Genomic DNA, 25,717 nt, shown 5'->3' on the forward strand with positions numbered 1-25,717 from the left:
AGGGCCGGGCAGCTTTCGAAATGACTTCGAAACTCTTGACACTCCAGAGTTGCTCCAAGAATACTTACACCAACGTCAGATCACCGCTGACCACCCAGCGCACCCACTGCGACCTGGGTATTCGTCCGTCAGTTCGCTGACGTACGGAAAGTTTCGCCAGGCTGCCCGGCACCGGCGCTCAGGCCTCGCCCCACGGCTTCGTCGCGTCCTGTCGTGCTGCCCGCATGTGCAGATCACCTCAACGAAGAGGACCACCACCATGCACCCTGCCCCCACACCACCGCGTACGCGGCGCGGCCGCTCCATCAAGCGGCTGATGGGCATCGTCTGCGCCGTCGCGCTGGCCGCGGTCTCGGCCATCATGCCGACGAGCGCCGAGGCGGCCACCTCGGTCTGCTCGAACCAGACCGGCACCAGCAACGGCAACTTCTACTCGTTCTACACCTCGGGCACCGGATCCTCCTGCATGACCCTGGGATCCGGCGCCAACTACAGCACGTCCTGGAGCGGCGTCGGGGACTTCGTGGCCGGCGAGGGCTGGAGCACCGGAGCCGCCCGCACGGTCACCTACTCCGGCAGCTTCAACCCGTCCGGTGACGCGTACCTCTCGCTCTACGGGTGGACCACCAGCCCGCTCGTCGAGTACTACATCACCGACGACTGGAGCGGGTACAACCCCTCGTCCGGGGCGACGTACAAGGGCACCGTGAACAGCGACGGCGGCACCTACGACATCTACGAGGACCAGCGCACCAACGAGCCCTCGATCCAGGGCACCGCGACCTTCAACCAGTACTGGGCGGTCCGGACCTCGGGGCGCGTCGGCGGCACCATCACCACCAGCAACATCTTCAACGCGTGGGCCAACGACGGCATGCCGCTCGGCACGTTCAACTACCAGATCCTCGCCACCGAGGCGTTCAACGGCGGCAGCGGCAACTCCAACATCACCGTCGGCAGCTCGTCGGGTGGTAGCAGCGGCGGCGGCAGCAGCGGGAGCTGCACCGCGACGTTGTCCGCGGGGTCGCAGACGAGCACCACCTACACCCTCAACGTCGCGGTCACCGGTTCGAGCACCTGGACCGTCACGATGAACATGGTGGCCCCCGCGGTCGTCGCGTCCACCACGAACGTCAACGCGACCTGGCCCAGTCAATACGTCATGACGGCCACACCGAACGGCTCGGGCAACAACTTCACCGTCACCATCACGGCGAACGGCACATGGACCTGGCCGACCGCCACCTGCAGTAGCAGCTGACCCGCACCAGCCCCACTGCCCGGCCGAGCCCGCTCGGCCGGGCAGTCGCGTTTCGGCGGGACAAACGGGTGTCATGGGTCGAAATCCCGTGATCGCCGAACTCGTCGCGGGTAACCACGGTCCATGAGAACGAAGAGCTGGGTGAGTCTGCTCGTGGCGTCGGTGGTGACGACCTGTGGAATCGGCGCGGTCCCGGCGCAGGCCGCCGTGGCGCATGCCGCTTCCGCCCGCGCGCGTTGCCCGGAGAGCAGGGCGCGGGAGGTCTGTGTCGACCTCTCGCACCAGCGGCTGTGGGTGCGGCAGGACGGCAGGACGATCTTCGGGCCGGTACCGATCCGCAGCGGGCGCGCGGGCCACGCCACGCCGGACGGTTGGTTCTCGATCCAGTGGCGCGACTACGCCCACTGGTCGGCCTCGTACGACTCGCCGATGCCGTTCAGCCAGTTCTTCTACGGCGGCGACGCGATCCACGGGGTCTACGACGACGTGCACGAGGGGTCGGGCTCCTACGGCTGCGTGAACGTCCCGTTCGACGACGCCCGGCGGCTCTGGGGTCTGCTGCGCGTCGGCGACCCGGTGTACGTCTCGGGTCGCCGGCACGGCACCTGACACCGCCCTCGACGATGCTCTGATAGACGATGTTCTGATAGGCCGAACCGGTGATATCAGTGTCTCGTCAGCGTGTTTATCTTAACTATGCTTCCCATCGGCGCGAATGATGGATCAATGCACGGGGCGGGTCCCGTGCGTCGACCCAAGGGAAGCGAGGAACAGAGTGTCGGTTCGAGCGCTCAAGCGCGCCGCGATCGTCGCCATCACGATCCCGGCGCCGCTGGTGCTGGGGATCCCGCTGGCGTTCGCCGGCGGTGGAGGCGGTGGAGGCGATTGCATGCACTACTACCGCCACGGCCACACCATCGTGGTGTGCCAGGGCCGCCCCGGTCCGCCCGGGCCTCCCGGACCCCGGGGCCCGCGCGGTCCCCGGGGCCCGCGGGGACCCGAGGGCCCGCGCGGTCCCCAGGGACCCCAGGGTCCCGCCGGCTTCGCCCGGACGGAATCCTTCTCCAAGGACTTCGTGATCGACCGCGACCACGACAGCACCCACACGGTGGACTGCCCCACCCGGTGGGAGCTGACCGGCGGCGGGTACGAACTGCTGAAGGGGTCGGACGATGACCACGTCACCGAGTCCCGGCCCGACGGCCACACCGGCTGGGTGGTCAGTGCGCACCAGGAGCACGGCGACGACAACTCCGGTGGCCACGAGTGGGGCAGCGACACCGCCGGTATGAACCAGTCGAACACCGAGACCGCCGGTATGAACCAGTCGGGCACCGAGACCGCCGGTGGCGGTCAGTGGGGTGGCGACAACGGCGAGCACCACATCAGGATCTACGCGGTCTGCGCAGCTCACTGATACGCGGTCTGCCACGTGGTCTGCATACGCGTCCAGATCGCAGGTATGAATGACGTCGGCCGGCCGTGCTCCTAGCGGCCGGCCGACGGTGTCGAGTCCAGCACGGTGGTCCATTCGCCGGCGTCGCCCTGGACGGCGCGGAAGTCGTAGCGGACGTGACCGCGGCTCAGCGCGACGAGGCTGATCGACGAGCTGCCCCAGGCGCGGCCCTCGAAGTCGGCGCGCACCAGCAGGGCGCGGGAGTCGTCGGGGTCGAGGCCGTCGCCGTCGGCGAGGGGCAGCCATCCGGCCCAGGCGGCCGGAGCCGGGCCGGACCGCGGCCGCGGGCGGTCGGCCGCGGCCAGCAGCGGGCGGAAGTGGTCGATCCGTGCGCGCATCCGCTGCACGCCCGGTCCCTCGAGGCCGTCGTCCGCGCCTTCGAGGCCGCTGTTCACCACGAGGTGCAGCCCCGGGTCGAGGGCGCGGTCCACGAGTTCGACGCCGTCCCAGCTCCACAGGCGGGCCGAATCAGACGTCGCGTATACGAGGTGGAACGGATCGTGGCGCTCCACGTCCACGACGCGGTCCAGGTCGAGATCCGGCTCGGCGCCGCGGGCGGCGAGGGTCAGGGGCAGCTCGCCGCGGGACAGCCTGGTCTCAGCGGCTGCCGGCTTGCCGTGGCCGTTGAGGACGCACGCGGCGCGGGGCGCGGCGGAGTCCACCGCGAGCCAGGTGCCTCCGGCCAGCAGATCCCGGCCGCCGACCAGGTCGGGCCACTGCGGCCAGTGCCGCCGGGGGCCGAGCCAGGCCCGGTCGAGAAACTCGTCCCGCACTCCGATCAGCAGGACGGGCACCGGCGAGTTCGGATCGAGGCTCAGGACGACCGTGCACATGCAGCCATTTCAGCACGGTCCGCGCTGCGGTGCTGGCGCCGTGGGCCGTCACGCGGCGAGCGGGGCGACGATCGTCGGAGTGGTCGTCGCGGTACGCGTCGCGGCCGGGGCCGAGAGCAGCTCGCGGATCTCGCGGACGGCCTCGCGACCGGCGCGGTTGGCGCCGACGGTGCTGGCCGAGGGGCCGTAGCCGACCAGGTGCAGGCGCGGTTCGAGCACGGCGCGGGTGCCGTCCACGGCGATGCCGCCGCCGGGGGCGCGCAGGTGGAGCGGGGCGAGGTGGTCCAGGGCGGCGCGCCAGCCGGTGCACCAGAGGATCACGTCCGCCTTGACGAAGCGGGGCGTGGACGACTGCGATCCCTTGTGTGCGCCGGCGTCGTCCCAGGCCACGCCGTCCGGGGTGATCCGGTCGAACATCGGGAGCCGGTCGAGTACCCCGTCCCGCCGGGCTTCGCGCACGGCGTCGGTGACAGGCAGGCCGGTGACGCTCACGACGCTCTGCGGCGTGAGCCCCGCGCGCACTCGGCGCTCGACCATCGCGACCACCTCGCGTCCGTACTCACGGGTGAACGGCTCCTCGCGGAACGCCGGCGGCCTGCGCGTCACCCAGGTCGTCGCGGCGCCGGCCTTGGCGAGTTCGGTGAGCAGTTGGAGCGCGGTGATGCCGCCGCCGACCACGACCACGCGCTTTCCCACGAACGGCTGCGGGCCGGGATAGTCCACGGCGTGCAGCTGGTGTCCGCGGAAGAGCTCGCGGCCGGGGTAGTACGGCCAGAAGGGCCGCGTCCAGGCGCCGGTGGCGTTGATCACGGCGCGTGCGGCCCAGGTCCCCGCGTCGCTCTCGACCAGCAGCTGGTCCGCCGGCCCGGGGCGCACCGCCCGCACCGCGACCGGCCGGTGCACCGCGAGCTGGAACTCCCGCTCGAACCGGGCGAAGTAGCGCGGGATCGCGACCGCGGCCCGCTCCTGCCCGGACGGCGGGTCGAAGGCCATTCCGGGCAGGTCGAAGATGCCGTTCACGGTGTCCATGCGCAGCGTCGGCCAGCGGTGCTGCTACGCGCCGCCGGGCGCCCGGTCGCCGTCGAGGACCACGTAGCCGTCCTCGGGCTCGAAGCCGGCGCGCCGCAGGAAGTAGGCACTCGAGAGCCCGGCCTGACCGGCGCCGATCACTACGACGTCGGTCGCCCTCATCTGTGCGTTCACTCCGGGTGGAACAACCGGGCGCCCCTGCTGCTTCCCGCCGGGCAGGTCAGGACCTGCGTCCGCCGGCCGAGAGCTGTCGGACGGCGGCGATCAGGGCGTCCACCTCGTCGTGCGTGTTGTAGAAGGCGAACGACGGCCTGACCGTGGCCTCGAGGCCGAAGCGGCGCAGGATCGGCTGCGCGCAGTGATGGCCCGCCCGCACCGCGATCCCGTGCCGGTTGAGCTCGGTGCCGACCTCCGCGGGCTGGTGGCCGTCGAGGACGAAGGAGACGATGCCCGCCTTCTCCGGCGCCGTGCCGATCAGCCGCAGGCCCGGGATGCGGCGCAGCCCCTCGGTCGCGTGCTCGACCAGCGTGTGCTCGTAGGCTGCGATGCCCGGCAGGCCGATCCGCTCGACGTACTCGATGGCCGCGGCCAGGCCCACCGCGTCGGCGATGTTCCCGGTGCCCGCCTCGAACCGCCCGGGCGGCGGCTGGAAGACGGAACGCTCCAGGGTGACGTCGACGATCATGTTGCCGCCGCCCTCCCACGGAGCCATCTCCTCGAGCGCCTCCCGCTTGCCGTAGAGCACCCCGATGCCGGTCGGCCCGAACAGCTTGTGGCCGGAGAACGCCAGGAAGTCCGCGTCCAGCGCCGTCACGTTCGTGGGCATGTGCGGCGCCGACTGGGCCGCGTCGATCAGGACCCTGGCACCGGCCCGGTGTCCGAGCTCGATCACCTGCTTGACCGGCACCACGGTGCCGAGGGCGTTGGACACCTGCGTGACGGAGACCAGCCTGGTGCGCTCGGAGAGCAGCGCGGCGTACTCCTCGAGCAGGATCTGGCCGCTCTCGTCCACCGGGATCACCTTGATCACGGCGCCGGTCCGCTCGGCCAGCAGCTGCCAGGGCACGATGTTGGCGTGGTGTTCGAGGTGGGAGATGACGATCTCGTCGCCGGCCCGGACGTGCCCGTTGCCCCAGGCGTTGGCCACCAGGTTGATCGCCTCGGTGGTGCCGCGCACGAACACGATCTCCTCGGCGCCGCCGGCTCCGAGGAACCGGGCGACCGTGCGCCGCGCGTGCTCGTAGGCGTCGGTGGCCCGCGCCGCCAGTTCGTGCGCGGCGCGGTGGATGTTGGAGTTCTCGTGCGAGTAGAACTCCACCAGCCGGTCGATCACCGCGTGCGGCTTCTGCGTGGTGGCGGCGTTGTCGAGCCAGATCAGGGGTCTGCCGTTGACCCGCTCGGTCAGGATCGGGAAGTCCCGCCGGACCGCGAGCACGTCGAACGGCGGATGCGGGTCGGGTGCGACGGACTGCTGTCGCGGCGGCTCGTGCACGAAGTAGTACGGGCTGCTCGGCGCCGCGGGCGGAACCGGAGATCCGGCGGGCGGGCCGGACTCGGTGAGGAAGTAGTAGGTACCGGTGCCGGGGGCCGCGGGGGGCGCGGCCGCCGGGATCGGCGCGAGCGGAAGCCGGGCCGCGGTGGGGCGGACCGGCGCGAACGGAAGCGTGGTCCGCGGCGGCGACGGAGGCGTGGCCGGAGGTAGGAAGGGGGCTGCGACCGGAGCGGCGGCCGGGGGCGCGACCGGCGGCGCGACCGGAGCCGCGGCCACCGGCGGCGTCATCGGCTGTCCCGGGACGGCGCGGAAGAACTCTCCGGCCAGGCGGCTGAGCGTGGCCTCGTCCGGGAGCCAGGACGGGGCCGCGCGGTCAGCGGTAGGTGGGGGAGTAGTCATGGAACTTGTCCACTTCGACGTCGTCGAGTACGGCGAGCGCGTCCGGCGTGAGCACCGCGAGCGAGCAGTAGAGCGAGACCAGGTACGAGGCGATGGCGCTGCGGTCGATCTGCATGAACCGCACCGAGAGGCCGAGGCCCTGCTCGCCTTCCAGCGCCGGCTGGAACAGGCCGATCACGCCCTGGCGCGACTCGCCGGTGCGCATCAGCAGGATCTTGGTCTTGCCGTGCTCCAGCGGCACCTTGTCCGAGGGGATGATCGGCAGGCCGCGCCAGGTCAGGAACTGCGAGCCGAACAGGCTGACCGTCGCCGGCGGCACGCCGCGCCGGGTACATTCGCGGCCGAACGCGGCGATGGCCTCGGGGTGGGTCAGGAAGAACGCGGGCTGCTTCCACACCTTGGCGATCAGCGCGTCGAGATCGTCCGGGGTGGGCGGCCCGGTCATGGTGGCGATCCGCTGGCGCGGCGCCGCGCTGGCGAGCAGCCCGTACTCCGGGCTGTTGATCAGCTCGCCCTCCTGGTGCTCCTTGACCGCCTCGATGGTCAGCCGCAACTGCTGGGCGACCTGGTCGTGCGGGCTGGAGTAGAGGTCGGAGACGCGGGTGTGCACGTCCAGGACGGTCTGGACCGCCTTGAGCCGGTACTCGCGCGGGTCGCGCTCGTAGTCGATGAACGTGTCGGCCAGCGGGGACTCGTCGTAGTTGTCGCACTTGATCTGCACCGACTCCGGGTGCACGACCTGGTTCACCCGATAGATACCGGCCTCCACCGGCACCCAGGCCAGCAGGTGTACCAGCCAGCGCGGGGTGAGCGTGTCCATCTGCGGGACGCTCTTGGTGACGGTCGCCAGCGTCCGTGCCGCGTCGTCGCTGACCGACATCGAGTGTGAGGACTGATGCGCAGCCGTGGCCACGTGACATACCTCCATGTCCGTAGGGGGGCTCGACCGGATCGTCGCATGATCATTCGGCGGTGAGTATCAGAGATCATTCACGCCGTACGGCCGGGCCGGGTGCCGTTTCCCAGACTGTCAGCCGACGTCGCAGGGGTCTAATGCACGATTTCGAGGCCGTCATCGATGCGGACTATGATTCGGGCATGCTCGATCTGAGCCGCCTGCGGGTCCTGGTCGCGGTCTCCCGCGAGGGTTCGATCACCGCCGCCGCGGAGGCCCTGCACTATGCCCAGCCCTCGATCAGCCACCAGTTGGCCAAGCTCGAAGCAGAGGTCGGCGTTCCGCTGCTGCAGCGGATGGGCCGCGGCATCCGGCTCACCGACGCCGGACGGCTGCTCGTGCAGCGGGCCGAGGCGATCCTGGCCCAGGTCGAGTCCGTGCACGCGGAGATGGAGGAGCTGGCCGGGCTGCGGACCGGCCGGGCCCGGCTGGCCGCGTTCCCCTCGGCGCTGGCCACGCTCGTACCGCGGGTGGCCGCGCACGTCGCCGCCCGGCATCCCGCCGTCGAGCTCGCGCTGATCGAGGCCGAGCCCCCGGAGGCGCTCAGCGCCCTGCGCAACAACGAGGTCGACGTCGCCCTCGTGTTCGAGCACGGAGAACCGCCGCAAGCCGACCGGCGCGACACCACGATGACCCCGCTGCTGGATGAGCCGCTCTACATGGTCACCCCGCCCGACGGCTCCTGGGACGATCCCGCCTCGCAGCTGTCCACCTACGCCGGGGCGCGCTGGATCGCCGGCTGCCAGCGCTGCCGGGAGCACCTGGTCGCCGCCTGCGACCAGGCCGGCTTCGCGCCGCACATCGAGTTCGAGACCGACGACTACGTCGCGGTGCAGGCACTGGTCGCGGCCGGCCTCGGAGTCAGCCTGCTGCCCGGGCTCACGCTCGTGGCGAGCCGGAACCCGGGCGTGCGGCTGGACCGGATCGCCGGGCTGCGCCGCCAGGTGGTGGCCGCCGTCTACGGCCGCCCACCGGCGTCTCAGCCCGCTCAGATGCTCCTCGACGCGCTCCGGGCCACGGTGGTGGAGCCGGAGTGGCCCTACTGATCGATGCCAGTAGCTCGGGCCTGGTGGGCCCGATCGCCGCGTGCAACGATCACACCCATGACCGACCCCTGGGACGGCATCGCCTGGTCGAGCCTCCCAGGAGATTGAAATCCATCCGGCCTGACTAGCCGATGCCCTCCTGCTCGGAGACCGGCGGCAGCTCCAGGTGTTCGCGCAATGTGGTGCCCTGATATTCGGTCCGGTACACGCCGCGGTCCTGGAGTTCCGGCACCAGCTTGTCCACGATGTCGGCCAGCGAGGACGGGACGAGGTACGGGGTGATGTTGAACCCGTCCACCGCGCGGGTGCGCACGTAGCGGGTCCACTCGTCGGCGATCTGGGCGGGGGTGCCGACGAAGGCCGGGTGGCCGGGGGAGACCTCCAGCGCGAGTTCGCGGATCGACAGGCCGCGTTCGTCGGCCAGTGCGCGCCACTTCTGGATCTGCGCCGCCTTTCCGGTGCGCTGCTCGATCGAGATGGTGCCGCGGGACGGGTCGAGCTCGCCCTCGCTCGGCTCGATGTCCGGCAGCGGGCCGTCCGGGTCGTACGCGGACAGGTCGGTGCCCCAGTACTGCTCGAAGAACGCGATCGCGCGCGGCCCGGTCACCTGCTCCCGGCGCACCCAGGCGGCGCGTTCCCGCGCCTGCTCGGGCGTGTCGCCGAGCACGACCGACGCGCCCGGCAGGATGCGCAGCGAGTCGGGTGAGCGGCCGTAGCGGGCCAGCCGGGAGACCAGGTCGAGCTTGTACGCGACGGCCTTCGGGTACTGCGTGTTCGCGGAGAAGACCACGTCGGCGTGCCGGGCGGCGAGGTCGCGCCCGCCCTCCGAGTCGCCGGCCTGGAACAGCACCGGCCGGCCCTGTCGGCTCGGCGCCACGCCCGGCTCGGTGCGCAGCCGGACGAGGTCGGTCCGGTACTCCACCGCCGTGCCGGAGTCGCCGGCCGCCCACAGCTGCTTCGCGGCCTGGACGAACTGCCCGGCCCGCTCGTACCGGCGCTCGTGCGCGAGCCAGCCGCCGTGCCGGAAGTTCTCCCCGGTCCAGGCGTTGTCGGTGGTCACGATGTTCCAGCCGGCCCGGCCGTCGGAGAGCAGGTCGAGGCTGGCCAGGCGCCGGGCCAGGTCGGCCGGATAGTTGTAGGTGGTGTTCTGGGTGGCCACCAGGCCGATGTGGGAGGTGACCGCGGCGAGCGCGGACAGCTGGGTGATCGCGTCGGGCCGCCCGGCGACGTCGAGGTCGAACACGCGCCCCCGGTTCTCCCGCACCCGCAGCCCCTCGCCGAGGAAGAACGCGTCGAAAAGGCCGCGTTCGAGCAGCTGCGCGACCTCGACGAAGCTCTCGATCGCCGTGTGCGGCGCGGCGGAGGGGTCGGTCCAGATCAGCTGCGGGCCGACGCCGGTGAGGAAGACCCCCAGGTGGATCCGGGCGTGTGGATCGTAGAGTCCGGTGTCCGGCTCGGTCATCGCTGAACTGCTCCTTCGCGGGCGAAACGGTTGGCCGGGCGGGGCAGGCCCAGCGTGGCGCGCAGGGTGTCTCCGGGGCGCGGGGCCGGGCGCAGCAGCCCTTCGGCGGCGAGCACGGGAAGCACCTGCTCGATCAGGACCGGCACGTCGGTGGCGGGGTCGGCCGGGCGCAGCCGCACGCCGTCGACCACCGCGGCCAGCGAGCGAAGCAGATCGACGAGCTTTGCGACGGCGTCCGGCTCTGCGAATCCGAAAGAGACCTCTGCGAAGGCCAGCGGGGCCCCGGCCTCCTTGGCCGCCCGCGCGCGTTCGCCGATCGCGGCCGCGTCGGCGCGCTCGATCAGCACCACGTCGGCCAGCTCGTCCAGCTCCAACGCGTCCGGGGCGAGCACGACGATCTGGCCCTGCAACGGCCGCGGCGTGATCAGCGGGCCCTTGACGGTGAACGACTCGCCGACGAAGTCGATGTGATGGACCTTGTCCGGGTCCAGGTAGCGGCCGGTGGCGGCGTCCTTGATCACCGCGTCGTCCTCCCACGAGTCCCACAGCGCACGGGCGACCGCGGTGACGTCGGCCAGCTCCTCGCGCAGCTGCTCGGGCGTGAGCGGGGCGGCGCCGATCGTGGCGCGCTCGTCCACGCCGTTGGCCGCGCCGACGATCCAGCCCGCGCGGCCGTGGCTGGCGTGGTCCAGCGCGGCCAGCTGGGTGGCCAGGTGGAAGGGCTCTGTCACGGTCGCGTGCAGCGTGGGGGCCAGGCCGATCCGGTCGGTCAGGCGCGAGACGAAGGCGGCGCGGGTGCCGGCCTCCGGCACTCCTTGGGCCAGCGGCCCGTCGGAGAAGGTGGCCAGGGCGAATCCGGCCTGCTCGGCCGCCGAGATCGCCGCGCGCAGGGAGTGCACGTCGCGGCCGTGCACGTCGAGCGCGAGATGCAGCGCGGCTACGGAGGGATCGTTCATCTGCTCAGTGCTCCAAGTCGTGGGAGGTACCGGTCGGAACGGGCGTCACGGCGGCGGGGGTCACGGCTCGAGCTCGAGGCCCAGGTTGGCCCGCAGCGTGCCGCCCTGGAAGTCGGCCGGGGCGACGATGCCGCGCTTGCGCAGCTCGTGCAGCAGACCGTTGACGATCAGGTCGTGCAGGCGCGGATCGTCGAGCCCGTTGAGGGCGATCACGTCCAGCACGCCCGCCCGGAACCGCTCCTCGATGGCGTCCGCCAGCTGCTCGGGGGTGCCCACCTCGCTCCAGTGCCCGGTGTCCTGCGCCTCGATGATCAGCTCACGCAGCGTCAGGCCCTGGCGGGCGTACCGGGAGAAGATCTCCGCCCGGCCGCGGCGCGCGTTGATCGCGGCGATCTCGGGCAGCGCGCTCTCCGGCAGCGGCTTGTCCAAGGGCGCGTCCGACAGGTCGAGCGCGCCGCCCAGCATGTCGGCGACCAGCGCGCGGCCCTGCTCGTAGTCGATCGCCTCGATCCGCTCGTGCACCAGCCGGCGAGCCTCCTCCTCCGTCGCGCCGTACGTCGCGTGGAAGGAACTGAATATCAGTGGTACGCCACCGGGGCGGCCGAGTGCGGCGGCGCGGGCCTGGATGCGCGTCGTGTGCTCCCGGGCGATCTGCAGCGTCGGCAGCGAGGTGAAGACGATCTCGGCGTACCGGGCGCCGAGTTCGATCCCGGCCGCGGACTGCCCGGCCTGGATCAGCACCGGACGACGCTGCGGCAGCGGCGGGATGTTGAGCGGCCCGGCCACCGAGAAGTACCGGCCGGCGTGGTCGATCGGGGTGACGCGGGTGCGGTCGAGCACGGCCCGGCCGTCCGGGTCGAGGGTGAGCGCGCCGGGCTGCCAGCTGTCCCAGAGCGCGTGCACGACCTCGAGGGTCTCGGCGGCCCGGGCGTAGCGCTCCTCCGGGCTGGGCAGCGGCTCGGCCGAGAAGTTCTCCTCGCCGATCGAGGAGGTGACCAGGTTCCAGGCGGCCCGGCCGTTGCTGATGTGGTCCAGCGTGCCGAACATCCGGGCCAGGTTGAACGGATGGTGGAAGGTGGTGGAGACGGTGGCGATCAGCCCGATGTCCCGGGTGACCTGGCTCAGCGCGGCGACGTAGAGCAGCGGCTCCTGTGCCCCGATCGTGCCCTGGGCGCCGAAGCGCAGCAGGTCGGGCACGAACAGCGCGTCGAACCCGGCGTCCTCGGCCAGCGCCGCCACCCGGATCGCGGTGTCCAGGGTGGAGCGGCCCGGGTCGAGGGCGAGTTCGTAGACGCCGGGGCGGCCGCCGGCTCCGGTCACGGTTCGCAGGGTTCTGGGTCGCTTGGCGCTCATGGCGGACTCCGGGGACGCCTCGGCGCCCCGGCGTGAGGCGGGGCGGTACGGATCGGTCTGGGTCGGGCGGGCGGCACGGGCGCCGTGGACCCCGGCCGCGCGGAAGCCGGATGCCGGGGCGCGGGAGGCCGGGCCGCGGGCGAAGAAGGTGGCGTCTGAAGGCACCGCACGGGGTGCGGTCAGGCGCGGACGGGTCTGGTCAGCGACAGGAACAGGACCACACGCGACCGAAGTCGATGTGGTCGCGGCTGGTCAGCGGAACCCGGAACATGATCTGAGTCTGAGTTCGCCCGCGCTCCCGTGTCAACCCCGCTCGGGCCCGGCGTCTGTTACGTCTGTGTTCCGCGGCGTGGACGCCGCCCGCGCCGCACCCGCCGCGCCGCACGTGCGCCCGGCGGCCCGGCCGGGCTGACCACATGGTGAGATTCATGGACGGCCGTTGGCGTTCAAATAATGCGCCTGTATGATCTCGCGCCATGGACCAGTGGAGCAGGCTCACCACGCGGCCCAGCATCGATCTGATGCGGGTCGCCGCCTCGCTGTGTCCGGCCGCCCTTCCCGCGGCCCGCTGATCCGCTGACCCCCGCCCCGTCGGGGTCCTCGGCGCACAGCCCGCGTTCACGCAGTACACACCCTCCTTGTCGCGCATCCCGGCGCGCATGTCGTGACGCGTCTGAATCACCCGAAGGAATACCCTGACGATGTCGACCCCTGACACCGTGGCGCCCGAGCCGTCCCGGAAGACGAAGCAGCCGCCCAATCTCAGCCGCAGATCCCTGGTGGCCCTGGCCCTCGGCGCCGGAGTGACCGCGGCCGCCGTCCCGTGGACCTCCGGGACCTCCTCCCGTGCCTCGGCCGCGGCCGCGTCGCTCACCCCGGTCACGCTCGCGCTGGACTGGACGCCCAACACGAACCACACCGGCATCTTCGTCGCCCAACAGCTCGGCTACTTCCGCGAGCTGGGCATCGACCTGAAGATCCTGCCGTACGGCTCGACCGCGCCCGAGACGCTGATCTCGAGCTACAAGACGGACTTCGGCATCTCCTACCAGGACGGCACCACCGAGGCGTACGCCGCGGGCAGCGACATCGTCTCGGTCTACGCGATCCTGCAGAAGACCGACGTGGCGATCGGTGTGAGCGCGAAGTCCGGCATCACCTCGCCCGCGCAGCTCGACGGGAAGACCTACGCGGGCTACGGCTCGCCGCTCGAGGTGCCGATGCTGCAGTACGTCATCAAGGCGGCGGGCGGCACCGGGCAGTTCAAGGACGTCACCCTCAACACCAGCGCCTACCAGGCCGTCTACAGCGGGCAGGCCGACTTCGCGATGCCCGAGCCGACCTGGGAGGTGCTCCAGGCCCAGCAGGTGGGCGAGCCGCTGCGGGTGTTCTCCTTCGGCGACTACGGCTTCCCGAACATCTACTCGGCGATCATCTCCTCCTCGCAGCGCTTCCTGAAGGCCAACGGCCCGCTGGCCAAGCGCTTCCTCGAGGCCGTCACCCGCGGCTACGTCTACGCGGTGCAGCGCCCGGTGGACGCGGCGAACCTGCTGATCCAGGCCAACGAGTCGGCCCTCGGCGGTTCCCGCGCGCTGGTGCTGCAGAGCGCGCAGCTGGAGGCCGCGCAGTACTACCTGAACGCGGACAACCAGGTCGGCGTCCAGACGTATCAGAACTGGAAGGCACTGACCGACTTCATGTACACCAACGCGATCCTGACCGACTCGGCCGGCCAGCCGCTCAAGACCGCGCCGTCGATCTCCGGGCTCTACACCAACGCCTACCTTCCGGCCGCGGTGAGCGTCTCATGAGCGGATCGAGGTCGACCTCCATATCCCCGAGGGCCGGGAAGGTGCTGCGCGCGGCCTGGCCGCCGCTGCTGCTCGCGGCCGTCCTCGTGGTCGGCTGGCAGCTGCTGGCCCAGGACGGGATCAAGAACCCGCAGGTGCTCCCGTCCCCGACCCGGGTGGTGTCGGCGGGCTGGGATCAGCGCTCGACGATCTGGAGCGAGGCGCTGCCGACCCTGCGCGAGACCGAACTCGGATTCGCCCTCTCCTTCGCGCTGTCCTGGCTGATCGCCGGGGCGATGGACTTCTCCGCCACGGTGCGCCGTGCGGTCTACCCGCTGCTGGTCACCTCGCAGACGGTGCCGGTGGTGGCGCTGGCCCCGATGTTCGTGGTCGTCTTCGGCTTCACGCTGCTGCCGAAGGTGCTGCTGGTCGCGCTGGCCACGTTCTTCCCGCTGACCGCGTCGCTGGCCGAGGGCTTCGCCACCGCGGACGGCGAGGCCTCCCGGCTGCTGCGCTCGATGGGCGCGGGCCGGTGGCGCGAGTTCTGGACGGTGCGGGTGCCCGGCGCCCTGCCGTTCTTCTTCACCGGCCTGCGCGTGTCCATCACCTACGCGATCGGCGGCGCGATCTTCGCCGAGTACGCGGGGGCCGAGCGCGGGCTCGGGCTCTACCTCAACCAGATGCAACAGGTCTTCCGGCTCGATCTGGTCTTCGCCACGGTCATCGTGGTCGCCGCGCTGAGCGTCGCGCTGTTCGCGGCGACGTATCTGCTCGAGCGCTGGCTGACCCCGTGGCGCAGGTTCGAACGGTCCGCACGGACGCAGGGAGCGAACGCGGCATGACGAGCACCACGCTGGAATACGCACTGGAGGCGGACGGGCTGGTCCAGCACTTCGCCCGGCCCGGCCGCGAGCCCCTGCACGTGCTCGACGGCCTCGACCTGCGGGTGCGCGAGGGCGAGTTCGCCGCCGTGCTCGGCCCGAGCGGCAGCGGCAAGTCCACCCTGCTCAACATCCTGGCCGGCCTCGACCGGCCGGGCAGCGGCGCGGTGCGCGTCGGGGGCAGCGGGTCGGTGGCGTACATGCCGCAGAAGGACCTGCTCTTCCCCTGGCGCACCGTCGAGGACAACGCGATCCTCGGCCTCGAGGTCGCCGGAGTGAAGAAGAAGGCGGCCCGCGAACAGGTGGCGCCGCTGTTCGAGGAATTCGGCCTGGCCGGCTTCGAGCACTCCTACCCGGCGCAGCTGTCCGGCGGCATGCGGCAACGCGCGGCCCTGCTGCGCACCGTCGCGATGAACCGGCCCGTGCTGCTGCTGGACGAACCCTTCGGCGCGCTCGACGCGCTGACCCGCACGCAGCTGCACCTGTGGCTGGCCGAGACCCGCCAGCGCCACGGCTGGACGATCGTGCTGGTCACGCACGACATCCGGGAGGCGGTGATCCTGGCCGACAGCGTGCACGTGCTCAGCCCCCGCCCGGCCCGGGTGACCCACCGGCTCGAGATCGACCTGCCGCTGCCGCGCACCGCCGACACCTTCGCGCTGCCGGAGTTCGCCCGGCTGGAGCGGGAACTACTCGTGGCTTTGGGGACCCTCGGATGAATCAGAGCGCACGCAAGATCAAGGTCGTCCTCGAGTACTTCCACCCGTGGCCCAACTCGGCCGGGTTCTACGTCGCGCGGGAACGCGGCTGGTACGCGCGCTCCGGGCTGGACGTGGAACTGGCCACCTACGACCCGGGCCGCGGCGACAGCCTGTCCTACCTCGCCCGCGGCGAGGCCGACTTCGCGGTGTTCCCGGCGAACCGGCTGCTGGTGCGGCGCGAGGCGGGCGAGCCGCTGCTGAGCGTCGCCGCGATCAACCACCGGGCCATGGAGACGATCGCCTCGGTCACCGGGCGCGGCATCGAGCGGCCGCGCGACCTGGCCGGACGCCGCCTGGCGATGAACCCGACCCCGCGCGGCCTGGCCATGGTCCGGCACCTGGTGGCCGCGGACGGCGGAGACCCGGACGCGGTCGACATCGTGGACGCCGGGACCCGCGAGCTGACCTTCGCCGACCTCGACGACGGCTCGATCGCGGACGCGAGCTTCGGCTCGTACTGGGCCTGGGAGATGGTGCGCGACCGCTTCCCCCGGCAGCGCCGCGTGGTCTGGCCGGTCGACACCATCGGCGCGCCGGGCTATCACAGCTACCTGCTCGGCACCTCGAACGACCTCGTCGACTTCGAACCCGAGGTGGTCCAGGCCTTCCTCGCCGCGACCGAACTCGGCTTCCACCAGGCCGCCACCGAGCAGGCGTACGCGCTGTCCGTGCTCGACACGGTGATCCCGTACTTCGAACGCGAGGCGTTGCGCGACTCGCTGCGGCTGATCGCCCCGACCTGGTTCGACAGCGTGGGCCGCTGGGGCCGGCACAGCGAGGAACTGATGCGCGGTTACGCCGCCTGGCTCACCGAGCACGGCGTGCTGCGCGACGCGGACGCCTGGCGCGGCGCCGCGACGAACGCGCTGCTGCCGGAGCCCGACGCGGATCTGGAGTCGGCCTTGTCGTCGGAGCCTGAGTCGGCGCTGTCCTCGGAGCGCGAACTGCAGGCGGAGTCGCGATCGTGACCGTGACGGCACCGCACCTGGTCCACGGGATGGGCACCGAGGAGGTCGCGCCGGACTGGCCCGCCCTGACCGCCGAGGAGGTCGCGGCCGTACTGCGCGCCTACCCCGAGGCGAGCGGCCGGGACGTGCGCCTGGCCTGGCTCTCCCCGCGCCCGCTGTCCGCCGCCGCCCTCGTCTCCTGCGGCGGCGGTGGCGGCGCGGCGGAGTTCTTCGTCAAGCGGCACCACGCATCGGTGCGTACCGCCGCGAGCCTGCGTGAGGAACACCGGTTTCTCAGGCACCTGAAATCGCGCGGCGCCCCCGTCGTGCACGTGCTCGCGGACGGCGACGGGCGCACCGTGGTCCAGCGTGACGTGTGGAACTACGAGGTCCACACCGTGGGCGTCGGGCACGACCTGTACCGGGACGCGATCTCCTGGTCTCCGTTCGCGCAGCCGGACCACGCCTACGCCGCCGGCGAGGCGCTCGCCCGACTGCACCAGGCCGCCGCCGGATTCCACGCGCCGCACCGTGAGCCGGCCCCGCTGATCGCCGGGTTCAGCGTGTTCGCCGCGGCCGACCCGCTCGCCGCCGTCGAGGCGTACGCGGCCGAGCGCCCGGCCGTGGCCGCCGAACTCGACGGGCGTCCCGGCTGGCGCGAGGACCTGACGCGATGGCACCTGCCGTTCCATCAGCGGCTGCGACCCTGGCTGGCCGACCTCGAGAGCTCCTGGGTGCACGGCGACTTCCACGCCTCCAACCTGCTCTGGCGCGACGGCCGGGTCTCGAGCGTGATCGACTTCAGCCTGTGCGACCGCGCGTACGCCGTGCACGATCTGGCGACCGCGATCGAGCGCAACGCCGTCGAATGGATCGAGCTCGACGCGAAGGGCGCGGCGGCCGTACACCTCGACACGGCCCGCGCGCTGATCGCGGGATACCGTCATGTCCGTGAACTGAGTCCGGCCGAGCGCGCCGCACTGCCCGAACTGCTGCCGCTGTGCCACGTCGACTACGCGCTCAGCGAGATCGACTACTTCCACGGCGTCACCGGCTCGGCCTCGAACACCGAACTGGCCTACCGCTACCTGGTGGACCACACCGCGTGGTTCGCCGGCCCGGACGGCTCGGCCCTGCTCGCAACCATCCGTGAGGAACTGGCCCGATGACGCTGCAAGAGTCCCTGGTCGACGCGCACTGGCTGGCCGCCCGACAGCGCGAGGCCGCCGCCGACGCCGCACCCGCGCCGGCCGTCCTCGACGCCACGGCACTGCTTCCCGCGCCCGGCTTCGACGGCGACTACCGCCTCGCATCAGGCTTCGAGGCCTGGCGCGAGGCGCACATCCCCGGCTCCCGCCACGCCGACCTCGTCCACGCCTTCAGCGACCACGCGGCGCCGCGCCACTTCACCCACCTCGACCCGCAGGCACTGGCGGACGTGCTCGGGGAGCACGGTATCGGGGCGGAGACCGACATCGTCCTCTACGACAACGGCGGCGGAGTCTGGGCGACGCGGCTGTGGTGGCAGTTGCGCGCCGTAGGCGTGCCGGCGGCGGTACTCGACGGCGGCCTGGCCGCCTGGCGCGAGGCCGGGTTCCCGGTGGCCTCGGGCGACGATCTGGGTGAGGACTCTGACGCCGCGCCCGCGCCCGCCCTCGCGCTCACGCTTACGCTCAGGCCGCGGGACGACGCGTGGGCCGACATCGGCGAGGTGGCCGCGATCGGATCCGGCGACGCGCCCGGGACCCTGGTCTGCGCGCTCGGCCCGGACCAGTTCGACGGCACCGCGCCGACCCGCTACACCCGCCGCGGCCACATCCCGGGCTCGCTGAACGTCCCAGCGCGCTCCATCGTCGAGCCCGCCACCGGCCTGCTCGCCGCCGACGCGAACCTACGCGCCGCCGTCGGCCCGCTGCTGGACGCGCCCGGCCCGATCGTCGCCTACTGCGGCGGCGGAATCAGCGCCACGCTGCTCGCCCTCGGCCTGGTCCGGGCGGGCCGGGACGACGTGCGCATCTACGACGGCTCACTCGAGGAGTGGACCGCCGACCCGGCGCGCGACGTGGCCTGAGGCGGCGCGGGCCGATCTGTCGGCAGATATACCGGCAGCCTGTCGGGGGCGGACGTTACGATCGGGGCTTCGTTCCCGACCGGTGAGGGGTCTGTTTCCGTGGCTGTCGCTCAATCCGAGGTCTTCGAGCTGGCGTACCGCGCGTGGGATGCGCAGGACTACGCGAGCGCCAGCCCGCTGCTGATCGAGGCGGCGCGCGCTGCCGAGGCGGGCGGGGAAGGTGAGGAAGCCCAGCGGCTCTGGTTCGACGCCGCGTTGGCCGCCAAGTTCCTGCGCGACTGGCCGCGGGCGTTGGAGCTCGGCCGCACCGCCGCGAGCACGGCCGAGCGTGACGCGCAGGATCCGGCGTTCTGGAACCTCGGGATCGCCGCGACCGTGCTGCACGACTGGGACGTGGCGCGCGATGCCTGGCTCGGCTACGGGATCCGGCTGACCAGTACCACCGGGGAGGTACGCGAGGACTTCGGGATGACGCCGATCCGCCTGGACCCGGACGGGCGCGCCGAGGTGGTGTGGGCGCAGCGCATCTGCCCGACCCGCGCCATCGTCCGCTCGGTCCCGATGCGCGCCGACCGGCACTTCGGCGACGTCATCCTGCACGATGGCGCCCCCAACGGCCAGCGGATCGTCGGCGAGGCCACCTACTCGGTCTTCGACGAGATCCACGTCTGGCAGCCTTCGGACATCCCGACCTGGACCGTGATCGTGGACGCCGACGAACCCGGCGCCGCCGACCTGGTGGAGACCTTCGAGCAGCACGAACTCGGCGCCGAGCCCGCCAGCAGCATGAAGCCGATCTGTGCCTGCTGCAGCACCGGCGACGTCGAGCAGCAGCACGCCGCAGCCCACGCCGCCCACGGCCAGCTCTTCTACCTGGCCGCGCCCGAGGCGACCCTGTTCTCCCTGCTGCACGCCTGGAAGTCGAGGGACGAGTCAGAGCGCGCCTTCCGCGACGTGACGCTGATCGTGGACGAGGGCGAGGGCGAGGACGGTGTGGGCGGGGCATAGTGCGCGCCGAACCGCCCGCCCACACCGCCGTCCTCGTCAAGGAGCTGTCATCGCGCCGTCCCGCTCGTCAGGTACTCGAACGAGGGCGCGTCACCGGCGCTGACGCGTTGCCAGGCCGCGTGGAACAGCTCCGGGACGGGAACCTGCGGCAGGACGACGCCGAGCGGCACCGTGCCGTCCGCCTCGATGCCGAGTGAGGCGGCCTTCCAGGCCTCGACCGGAAGGTACGGAACCTTGAGCGCGATCCAGGGCCCGGGCAGGAACAGGGAACGGCCGGCCCGGGGCCGAGTGCCCGAGACGAGCAGGTCCGCGCGCTCGGCCAGCTCCGCGCGGGCCGCCTTGAGCCGCGGGGGCTTCCAGCCGGTCCACGCGGCCTGATTCCGTTCCGTCGGATCCGGCAGTGCCAGCAGCATGAGATACAGCGCCGCCGCGTCCGCGGACAGGTTCCGTTCGGCGGCCACCTGCGCGACCAGCTCCGGCACCGAACGGGTGGGGTCCTGGGCCTGATAGGCCTGGGCTCCGGCCGCCTCGACGGCCGCGGGATCCTCGGCGAAGAGTCTCGGCAGACCTTCGCCGAGGAGTAGGCGCAACACGTGGGCCGGGTTCACCTGGGTCCCGTAGGGGATCGCACCGGAGACGAGGTCCAGGGCCGGATCGTCCAGGCTGGAGAGCAGGTTCGGCCGCAGCACCGGCAGGCCCTTGTCGCCGAACGACAGCGGCCCGACGGCCTTGCGAACACCCTCCTGCCGGACCGGGAGCCCCAGGACCGTTGCCGCCGCGTCCGCGCCGCCCGCGTACCAGACGGGGTAGTCGCGTCCGGGTTCCAGCAGCACCGTGCGCACCGTCGTGACGGCCTGCGGCAGCTGGGCGCGCAGGGGATCGCCGACGGGCAGCCGGTACGCCAGCCACAGCAGGGTGCGGGCGATGACCTCCCAGTCCCTGGTGTACGCCTGCTTGTTGTCGCGGATCCGGGCCTGTCCGGCGGAATCGAGCAGGTCGCGCAGCACGACGACCGGTTCGGCCGAGTTGTAGCTCCGCTCGTGTCGCAGCTCCTTGTCGGCGGCCTCCAGCAGGGCCGGCGGCGCGCTCGCCTGGTGGCCGAACCGGGCCACCCAGTACGCGGCGGCCCGCTGGATGTCGGGACCGGTGCTCCACAGATCCTCCGCGCGTTCGGGCACCAGCACGCCGAGGATGTCGCTGGTCTGGCCGAACAGCCTGAGGAACCTGCGCACGGCCACCTGCCACGCGGTGGCCGTGGCGAAGCCGAACCGCTTGAGCAGCTCGGGCGCCAGGGTTTCGACGCCCCGATACGAGAGGCCGGGCACTCCGAGCAGCCACACGGCCGCCTCGCCCCGGCTGATCCCCGCGGCTTCGGCGAGCCGCTCGGCGTACTGCGGATCCCAGGGAATCTCGCCGCGTTCCGCGAGCATCCGGGCGGCCTCGGCGGGCGGGGTCTCGGACCAGGGCCACGCGGACACCCGCCACCACCGCTTGATGCCCCAGCCCGGGATCGCGCCGAATCCGCGGTCCGCGCGGCGGATCTCGACGGCCTCCCAGTCCGTCAGCGCCGCCGCTGTCTCGTTGTAGGAGCGCCGCTTGAAGGCGACCACGTGGCCCGCCTCGCTCGCGATCACCTCGACCGTGGACTGCGGCGCCGGCGGGGTGATGTTGAGGACTCTGATGCGCTCGGCCAGCTCGAGCAGTCCGCTCGCGCGCAGTTCCTCGGCTCGGTCGAAGACCTGGCTGTGCTTGCGACCGAACCAGGGCGCGACCGCGGCGAGGTAGAGATCGCCGCGCATGCCGGTCCAGTCCGCGAAGTGCTCCCATCCGCTCAGTTCCTCGGAGTCGCCGCCGAGCCGGCTCAGGACGGCCGAGGGGAAGTTGGGGCGGCTTCGCCCGAAGACGGAGCCCGCGGCGATCGCGCCTTCGGGGAGCGCACTCGCCTCGGGGTCCCGCACCCAGGACAGGATCGCCACCGTCTCATCGGCCTTGGCCCGCATCGCGGCAGCATGAGTCGCCAGAGCACTCTGTGCGGGCTCGGCCGTGGCGGCCTCCTTGATCTTCGCCACGAGCCCCGCACAGTACCGGGCGTTCGTCGCGTAACCGACGATCCCGGCGAGCAGCTGGTCAGAGGTGATCTCCGGGATCGCCTGTGCGATCAGAGCGACCCGCTTGTCCAAGTCGGCCTCGGCGCCCGCGGCTATCAGTGCACGAGCGGTCGAGACCTCGATCCCGCGCAGGGCGGCCGAGCCGGCCGGGTCACGCGGCCTGAAATAGTGCCAGAACTTCCAGGGCGGCAGGCAGGCGGTGCCGCGCGCCAGCACCGGCGAGCGCTCGCCGATGGCGAACCGGGCGACCGAGCCGTCCCCGGGCGCGAGCAGCGTGATCTTGTGGCTGGTCTGGTGGAACCGGGCGAAGTGCCAGACGATCGCGAGATCCTGCGCCGCGCCGGGAAAGCGGATCGCACCGACGATCGCGGGCCGGCCCTCGTCCTCGAGCGTGGCCAGCCGCCGCTCACTGGACACGCTGCGTCCGTCGATGCCCGTGCCGCGCTGTGTGCCGTCCTCGGCGAGCGTCGCGCGCCAGCCGACCAGTCCGCCCGCCGATCCGAGCGGACTGTCCTCGACGCCCTCGGGCAGCTTCAGCAGCGAGCAGGCCTCGTGGTTGAGCTGCGCCGCAGCAGGTGTGTCGACCTCGGCCAAGAACTCCGGCGTGCCGGGCGCGCCGACGCGGCCGTTGAAGGGGTCGAACTCCCGCCACTGTTCGTCGAGGGCGCTGATCCACTTGTTCTCGTCGGTGCCCCGCTTGAGTACCCAGTGGCGTTCGCCGTCCGTCGCCACCGGTCCGCGCCACTTGCAGGCGGTATCGCCGGCCCGGTACGGGCGCGCGCCGAAGGAGCGGGCGCCGTCCGCGAGCTCGATCGAGCCGGATATGCTCCCGCCCCGGGAGATATCGGTAGCCAGCGGTGCGTGGGGCGATCCGCTCCAGGTGACGGTCGGGTTGTCGAAGGCGGACACGGTGATGGACAGCTGCCCGTTCGCCCACCCGAACTGGAACGAGCCGAACCGGCCCTGCGCAAGCGGCGACACGTCCTGGGTGTGCAGGATCCGATCGTGGCCGACCACGACCACGCGTTGGTCGTCGGAGACGATCAGATAAGGCCACTGATCGAGGACGCGGAGTCTGGGCATCGAGTTGCCGGTCTTGATCGGCGGGGCCAACAGGGCAGCGGCCTCTTCGAGCGCCGGCCAGCCGAGCTCGTCGAAGATGCCGCGCCGCAGCACGTCCGCGAGGGGCACGGCCGCGTCGAAGGCCGTGATCCGCTCCCACGCCTGCGGGTTGATCGAGCACAGTACGGGCCCGAGCTCCGGTCGCAGTCTGCTGAGCAGGCCGAGCCCCCTCTCCGCGTCCGGGAGCCCTCCCTCCAGGATCGAGCGGGCCAGGTCGTCCAGCCGCTCCGCGAGGAGTGCGCGGATGCCGGCCGGTTGCGTCCACTGCGTCGAGTACTGCTGACTGGCCCGCAGGACCGAGCCCACTGCCACGTCGAGCATGGGACGGAAGCGCTCGTCCGCCACGAGCGCGTTCAGGTCGCGCCCGCAGTTCGAGCACTGAGCCGACAGGTGCCCGGCGTTCAGCTCGAGTTCCGGCGGGGGATCGGCGACCGGGATCTGCCTGGCCAAGCAGAGATCGATCAGCTCCAGGCTCAGATGCGGCCTGGCGCCGAGCGCGACCGCGACGCCCTCGTCGCGCAGCCGGTCCGCCATCCGCTCGACCAGGTCGAGCAGTTCGGCGGGCGGCGCCGCCCTGAAGTAGCCGCAGGAGGACTCGAAGGTGCGCACGAACCGGCCGAGCCAGCCCGCGGCGCCGTCCCGGACCGACGCCTCGGCCGGTACCGACGCGGCCGGCGCGGTGAGGTCCTCGGTCGCGCCCGCGGCCGCGAGGATCGAGAGCCACAGAAGGTCGCCGCGCAGCTCCGTCGTCCCGGCGAGCACCGGCGTCATGTTCAGCAGCAGGCCGCGAACCGCCGGTTCCGCCCGGCCGAGGGCGCCGATCGCGTCCCGGTAGGTGCTCCAGAAGTTCCCGCTCGACCTCGTGATCGCCGGGCAGACGAGCAGTTCGCGCAGCAGGTCCTGCTCCGCGGCGGACGGGTCGAGCTTGGCGGCCTTGGCGAGCCGGCGAAGGTCGGCGGGCATCGCCGCGAAGGGGGGAAGGCCGCCCTTCACCCGTTCGACGCAGACCTGCCGGTACCGCGCGTACGCCTCGGCCGGGGTGCGGCGCAGCGCGAGATCCCTCGCGTACGCGGTCAGCGCCTTCGCCGTCAGCGCCCCGGCCAGGGCGAACTCGAGGAAGGACGCGGCCTGCACGTCTTCGTCGATCGGCAGTCCGTAGGCGTGCTCGGCGCCGCGCGCCTTGTCGAAGTACAGCGCCGCCCAGAACGTGTTGTCGAGACCCAGGAAGATCCGCGCCACCTGCTCGGAGAAGGGCGGCAGATAACGCGGCACCGAGCCGGCCAGCCGCTCGGCCAGCGCGTCGAACCCGTCCTTGGCGTGACCCGGCTTGGACTTCGCCACCCGGGAGCAGCGCTCGATGTCCTTGACCAGGCTCAGCGCGTGCTGCGCGTTCGCCGGGTCGTTCACCAGCGCCCAGGCCGGGAACCCCAGCGCCTGCTGGCGCACCACGCCCACCGCGTCGATCGCCGACGGGGCGTCGAATCCGAGGAAGTCCATCGTCAGGTCCTCGGCGCCGCCCAAGGCCTCGGGCGTCAACCGCACCACCACGCGGCCGTCCAGCAAGGGATGCGCGTAGGCGCGCGCCGAGAGCGTGTCCGCGCGATCCGGAATCCCGCCGTCCACAAGCGCCACCTCGCCGGTGGCCGGCAGCGCGTCGGAGTCATACCTCTGGCTCACTGCTCCTCCTCCGTCGTCTTCCGGCCCGCGTACAGCGCGGCGGCCATGCGATTGCCCTCGGACCAGGCCACCGGCCCGACCTGTCCCAGCGTCAGCTGCCTGCCCTCGCCGTCGACGAACTCAAGGCCGCCCGTCTCGGTCTCGCACGACGGGTCGTCCGACCCCACCCACACCCGCGCCGTGATCAGATCACCCCGGTCGTGCACGCGGCAGATCGCGTACCCGCCGCTCACCTGGTAGCCGAGCTTCACCGTGCGCTGCGTCAGCTGCCGCAGCTGCTCGTACCACGCATCGGAGTAGCGCGTGGACACGGTCGCCTTCAGGTCCAGATCCGCAGGGATCTCCCAGGTCTCCCGGTACAGCTGCTCCAGCGATTGGCGCACCTCCAACTCCACCCCGAACTCGCGCAACTCGGCCAGGTCGCCGAGCAGCACCGGGTGCGGAATCGCCACCCGTGCGGCCGTCAGCCGAACGCTCTCGCCGTCTAGATCGACCACGCCAAGCCCCCGCTCGTCCGCCGCGCGCAGGAACCCCGCCCGGGCCAGATCCCAGGCCCCGTGCTCGTCCACCGGCACGATCACCAGGTCGCGCAGCACCTCGCGCCAAGCCTCGTCCGGCCACACCTTCACGATCAGCACCGCCGGCACCGGCAGCGCCCGCAGCAGCCAGCGCTCCGCGGTCTCAAGGCACTGCGCCGTGTGCCGCTCCAGCCAGTCGACGAGCTGCCGCAGCTCCGCGATCACCGGATCCTCTTTGAGCTGCTTCGGTATCGCCCGCAGCCGTTTCCCGGAGACGTTGCGACACACCACCTTCGCGTCCTCGACGGCCACCTCGTAGCCGTCAGTCGCCGCCGCCACCCAGCCCATGCACCCTCCCACGCGCCTCAATGTAAGCAGGACGCTACACTTGCCTTCAGACAGGATCCGCTGCGCAGACCGGCCGCCGTGGCCGACCCCGCCGACAGGGCCCTGCCACGGCGGAACCGCGACGTCGCCCATGCAGGAATCCGCCAGAGCCACCCACACGCTCAGCCGCACCCGACGGCCTCGACCTGGACGAACCCACGCTGGCGCTGCACCGAGCCGTCCCGCGCGAGGGCGACGTTCACCG

Annotated in this window: 19 protein-coding genes and 1 pseudogene; 11 read left to right on the plus strand and 9 right to left on the minus strand. The window is 71.9% G+C overall.

Annotated features, from left to right (window positions below; genetic code table 11):
- Positions 1-259 precede the first annotated feature (259 nt).
- From KDL01_RS00880 to KDL01_RS00890, 3 genes are all read left to right on the plus strand, one after another.
- Positions 260-1,261: a glycoside hydrolase family 11 protein gene (locus tag KDL01_RS00880; protein WP_246575738.1), complete on the plus strand. Its 1,002-nt coding sequence runs from the start codon at positions 260-262 to the stop codon at positions 1,259-1,261.
- Positions 1,262-1,384: 123 nt separating this feature from the next.
- On the plus strand, positions 1,385-1,870 hold the full coding sequence (locus KDL01_RS00885; protein WP_212526323.1) for a L,D-transpeptidase: 486 nt from the start codon (positions 1,385-1,387) through the stop codon (positions 1,868-1,870).
- Between the two features lie 166 nt (positions 1,871-2,036).
- Positions 2,037-2,678 carry a hypothetical protein gene (locus KDL01_RS00890; RefSeq protein WP_212526324.1) on the plus strand — a complete coding sequence of 214 codons (642 nt, stop codon included), beginning with the start codon at positions 2,037-2,039 and terminating at the stop codon, positions 2,676-2,678.
- Positions 2,679-2,749: 71 nt separating this feature from the next.
- Here KDL01_RS00890 and KDL01_RS00895 read toward each other — a convergent pair whose 3' ends face one another.
- From KDL01_RS00895 to KDL01_RS00915, 4 genes and pseudogenes are all read right to left on the minus strand, one after another.
- Complete coding sequence (locus KDL01_RS00895; protein WP_246575739.1) at positions 2,750-3,550, minus strand: NRDE family protein; 801 nt, start codon at positions 3,548-3,550, stop codon at positions 2,750-2,752.
- A 48-nt stretch (positions 3,551-3,598) separates the two neighbouring features.
- Positions 3,599-4,741: pseudogene (locus KDL01_RS00900) on the minus strand (flavin-containing monooxygenase).
- A gap of 58 nt (positions 4,742-4,799) precedes the next feature.
- Positions 4,800-6,470 carry a family 2A encapsulin nanocompartment cargo protein cysteine desulfurase gene (locus KDL01_RS00910; RefSeq protein WP_246575741.1) on the minus strand — a complete coding sequence of 557 codons (1,671 nt, stop codon included), beginning with the start codon at positions 6,468-6,470 and terminating at the stop codon, positions 4,800-4,802.
- The gene (locus tag KDL01_RS00915) at positions 6,445-7,350 is read right to left on the minus strand and encodes a family 2A encapsulin nanocompartment shell protein (RefSeq protein WP_368861489.1); all 906 of its coding nucleotides are present in this window, start codon (positions 7,348-7,350) and stop codon (positions 6,445-6,447) included. The genes KDL01_RS00910 and KDL01_RS00915 overlap by 26 nt, the downstream gene beginning before the upstream one ends.
- Positions 7,351-7,568: 218 nt before the next feature.
- On the opposite strand from KDL01_RS00915, the gene KDL01_RS00920 reads away from it, so the two are divergent.
- The gene (locus KDL01_RS00920; RefSeq protein WP_212526328.1) at positions 7,569-8,471 is read left to right on the plus strand and encodes a LysR family transcriptional regulator; all 903 of its coding nucleotides are present in this window, start codon (positions 7,569-7,571) and stop codon (positions 8,469-8,471) included.
- A gap of 124 nt (positions 8,472-8,595) precedes the next feature.
- On the opposite strand, the gene KDL01_RS00925 is transcribed toward KDL01_RS00920, so the two are convergent.
- From KDL01_RS00925 to KDL01_RS00935, 3 genes are read right to left on the minus strand one after another with little or no spacing between them, the layout of a single operon-like run.
- A complete protein-coding gene (locus tag KDL01_RS00925; protein ID WP_212526329.1) occupies positions 8,596-9,933 on the minus strand; it encodes an LLM class flavin-dependent oxidoreductase in 1,338 nt (445 codons plus the stop codon).
- On the minus strand, positions 9,930-10,889 hold the full coding sequence (locus KDL01_RS00930; protein ID WP_212526330.1) for an LLM class flavin-dependent oxidoreductase: 960 nt from the start codon (positions 10,887-10,889) through the stop codon (positions 9,930-9,932). The genes KDL01_RS00925 and KDL01_RS00930 overlap by 4 nt, the downstream gene beginning before the upstream one ends.
- A 60-nt stretch (positions 10,890-10,949) precedes the next feature.
- Complete coding sequence (locus KDL01_RS00935) at positions 10,950-12,242, minus strand: NtaA/DmoA family FMN-dependent monooxygenase (protein WP_212526331.1); 1,293 nt, start codon at positions 12,240-12,242, stop codon at positions 10,950-10,952.
- Between the two features lie 701 nt (positions 12,243-12,943).
- Between KDL01_RS00935 and KDL01_RS00940 the strand changes: the two genes are divergently transcribed.
- From KDL01_RS00940 to KDL01_RS00970, 7 genes are all read left to right on the plus strand, one after another.
- A complete protein-coding gene (locus KDL01_RS00940) occupies positions 12,944-14,053 on the plus strand; it encodes an ABC transporter substrate-binding protein (protein ID WP_212526332.1) in 1,110 nt (369 codons plus the stop codon).
- Complete coding sequence (locus KDL01_RS00945; protein WP_212526333.1) at positions 14,050-14,874, plus strand: ABC transporter permease; 825 nt, start codon at positions 14,050-14,052, stop codon at positions 14,872-14,874. Before KDL01_RS00940 ends, KDL01_RS00945 begins: the two co-directional genes overlap by 4 nt.
- The gene (locus KDL01_RS00950; protein ID WP_212526334.1) at positions 14,871-15,632 is read left to right on the plus strand and encodes an ABC transporter ATP-binding protein; all 762 of its coding nucleotides are present in this window, start codon (positions 14,871-14,873) and stop codon (positions 15,630-15,632) included. Before KDL01_RS00945 ends, KDL01_RS00950 begins: the two co-directional genes overlap by 4 nt.
- Entirely contained in the window at positions 15,629-16,642 is a 1,014-nt protein-coding gene (locus tag KDL01_RS00955) for an ABC transporter substrate-binding protein (RefSeq protein ID WP_212526335.1), read from the plus strand. The genes KDL01_RS00950 and KDL01_RS00955 overlap by 4 nt, the downstream gene beginning before the upstream one ends.
- On the plus strand, positions 16,639-17,790 hold the full coding sequence (locus tag KDL01_RS00960; RefSeq protein WP_212526336.1) for a phosphotransferase enzyme family protein: 1,152 nt from the start codon (positions 16,639-16,641) through the stop codon (positions 17,788-17,790). The genes KDL01_RS00955 and KDL01_RS00960 overlap by 4 nt, the downstream gene beginning before the upstream one ends.
- Positions 17,787-18,692: a sulfurtransferase gene (locus KDL01_RS00965; protein ID WP_212526337.1), complete on the plus strand. Its 906-nt coding sequence runs from the start codon at positions 17,787-17,789 to the stop codon at positions 18,690-18,692. The genes KDL01_RS00960 and KDL01_RS00965 overlap by 4 nt, the downstream gene beginning before the upstream one ends.
- Before the next feature lie 99 nt (positions 18,693-18,791).
- Positions 18,792-19,700, plus strand: a complete 909-nt coding sequence (locus tag KDL01_RS00970; RefSeq protein WP_212526338.1) for a hypothetical protein — start codon at positions 18,792-18,794, stop codon at positions 19,698-19,700.
- 47 nt (positions 19,701-19,747) lie between these two features.
- Here KDL01_RS00970 and KDL01_RS00975 read toward each other — a convergent pair whose 3' ends face one another.
- Both KDL01_RS00975 and KDL01_RS00980 read right to left on the minus strand, forming a co-directional pair.
- Complete coding sequence (locus KDL01_RS00975) at positions 19,748-24,607, minus strand: hypothetical protein (protein ID WP_212526339.1); 4,860 nt, start codon at positions 24,605-24,607, stop codon at positions 19,748-19,750.
- On the minus strand, positions 24,604-25,473 hold the full coding sequence (locus KDL01_RS00980; RefSeq protein ID WP_212526340.1) for a DUF4132 domain-containing protein: 870 nt from the start codon (positions 25,471-25,473) through the stop codon (positions 24,604-24,606). Before KDL01_RS00980 ends, KDL01_RS00975 begins: the two co-directional genes overlap by 4 nt.
- Positions 25,474-25,717: the final 244 nt, after the last annotated feature.

It is taken from the genome of Actinospica durhamensis (assembly GCF_018139695.1).
GTDB classification, from domain to species: domain Bacteria; phylum Actinomycetota; class Actinomycetes; order Streptomycetales; family Catenulisporaceae; genus Actinospica; species Actinospica durhamensis.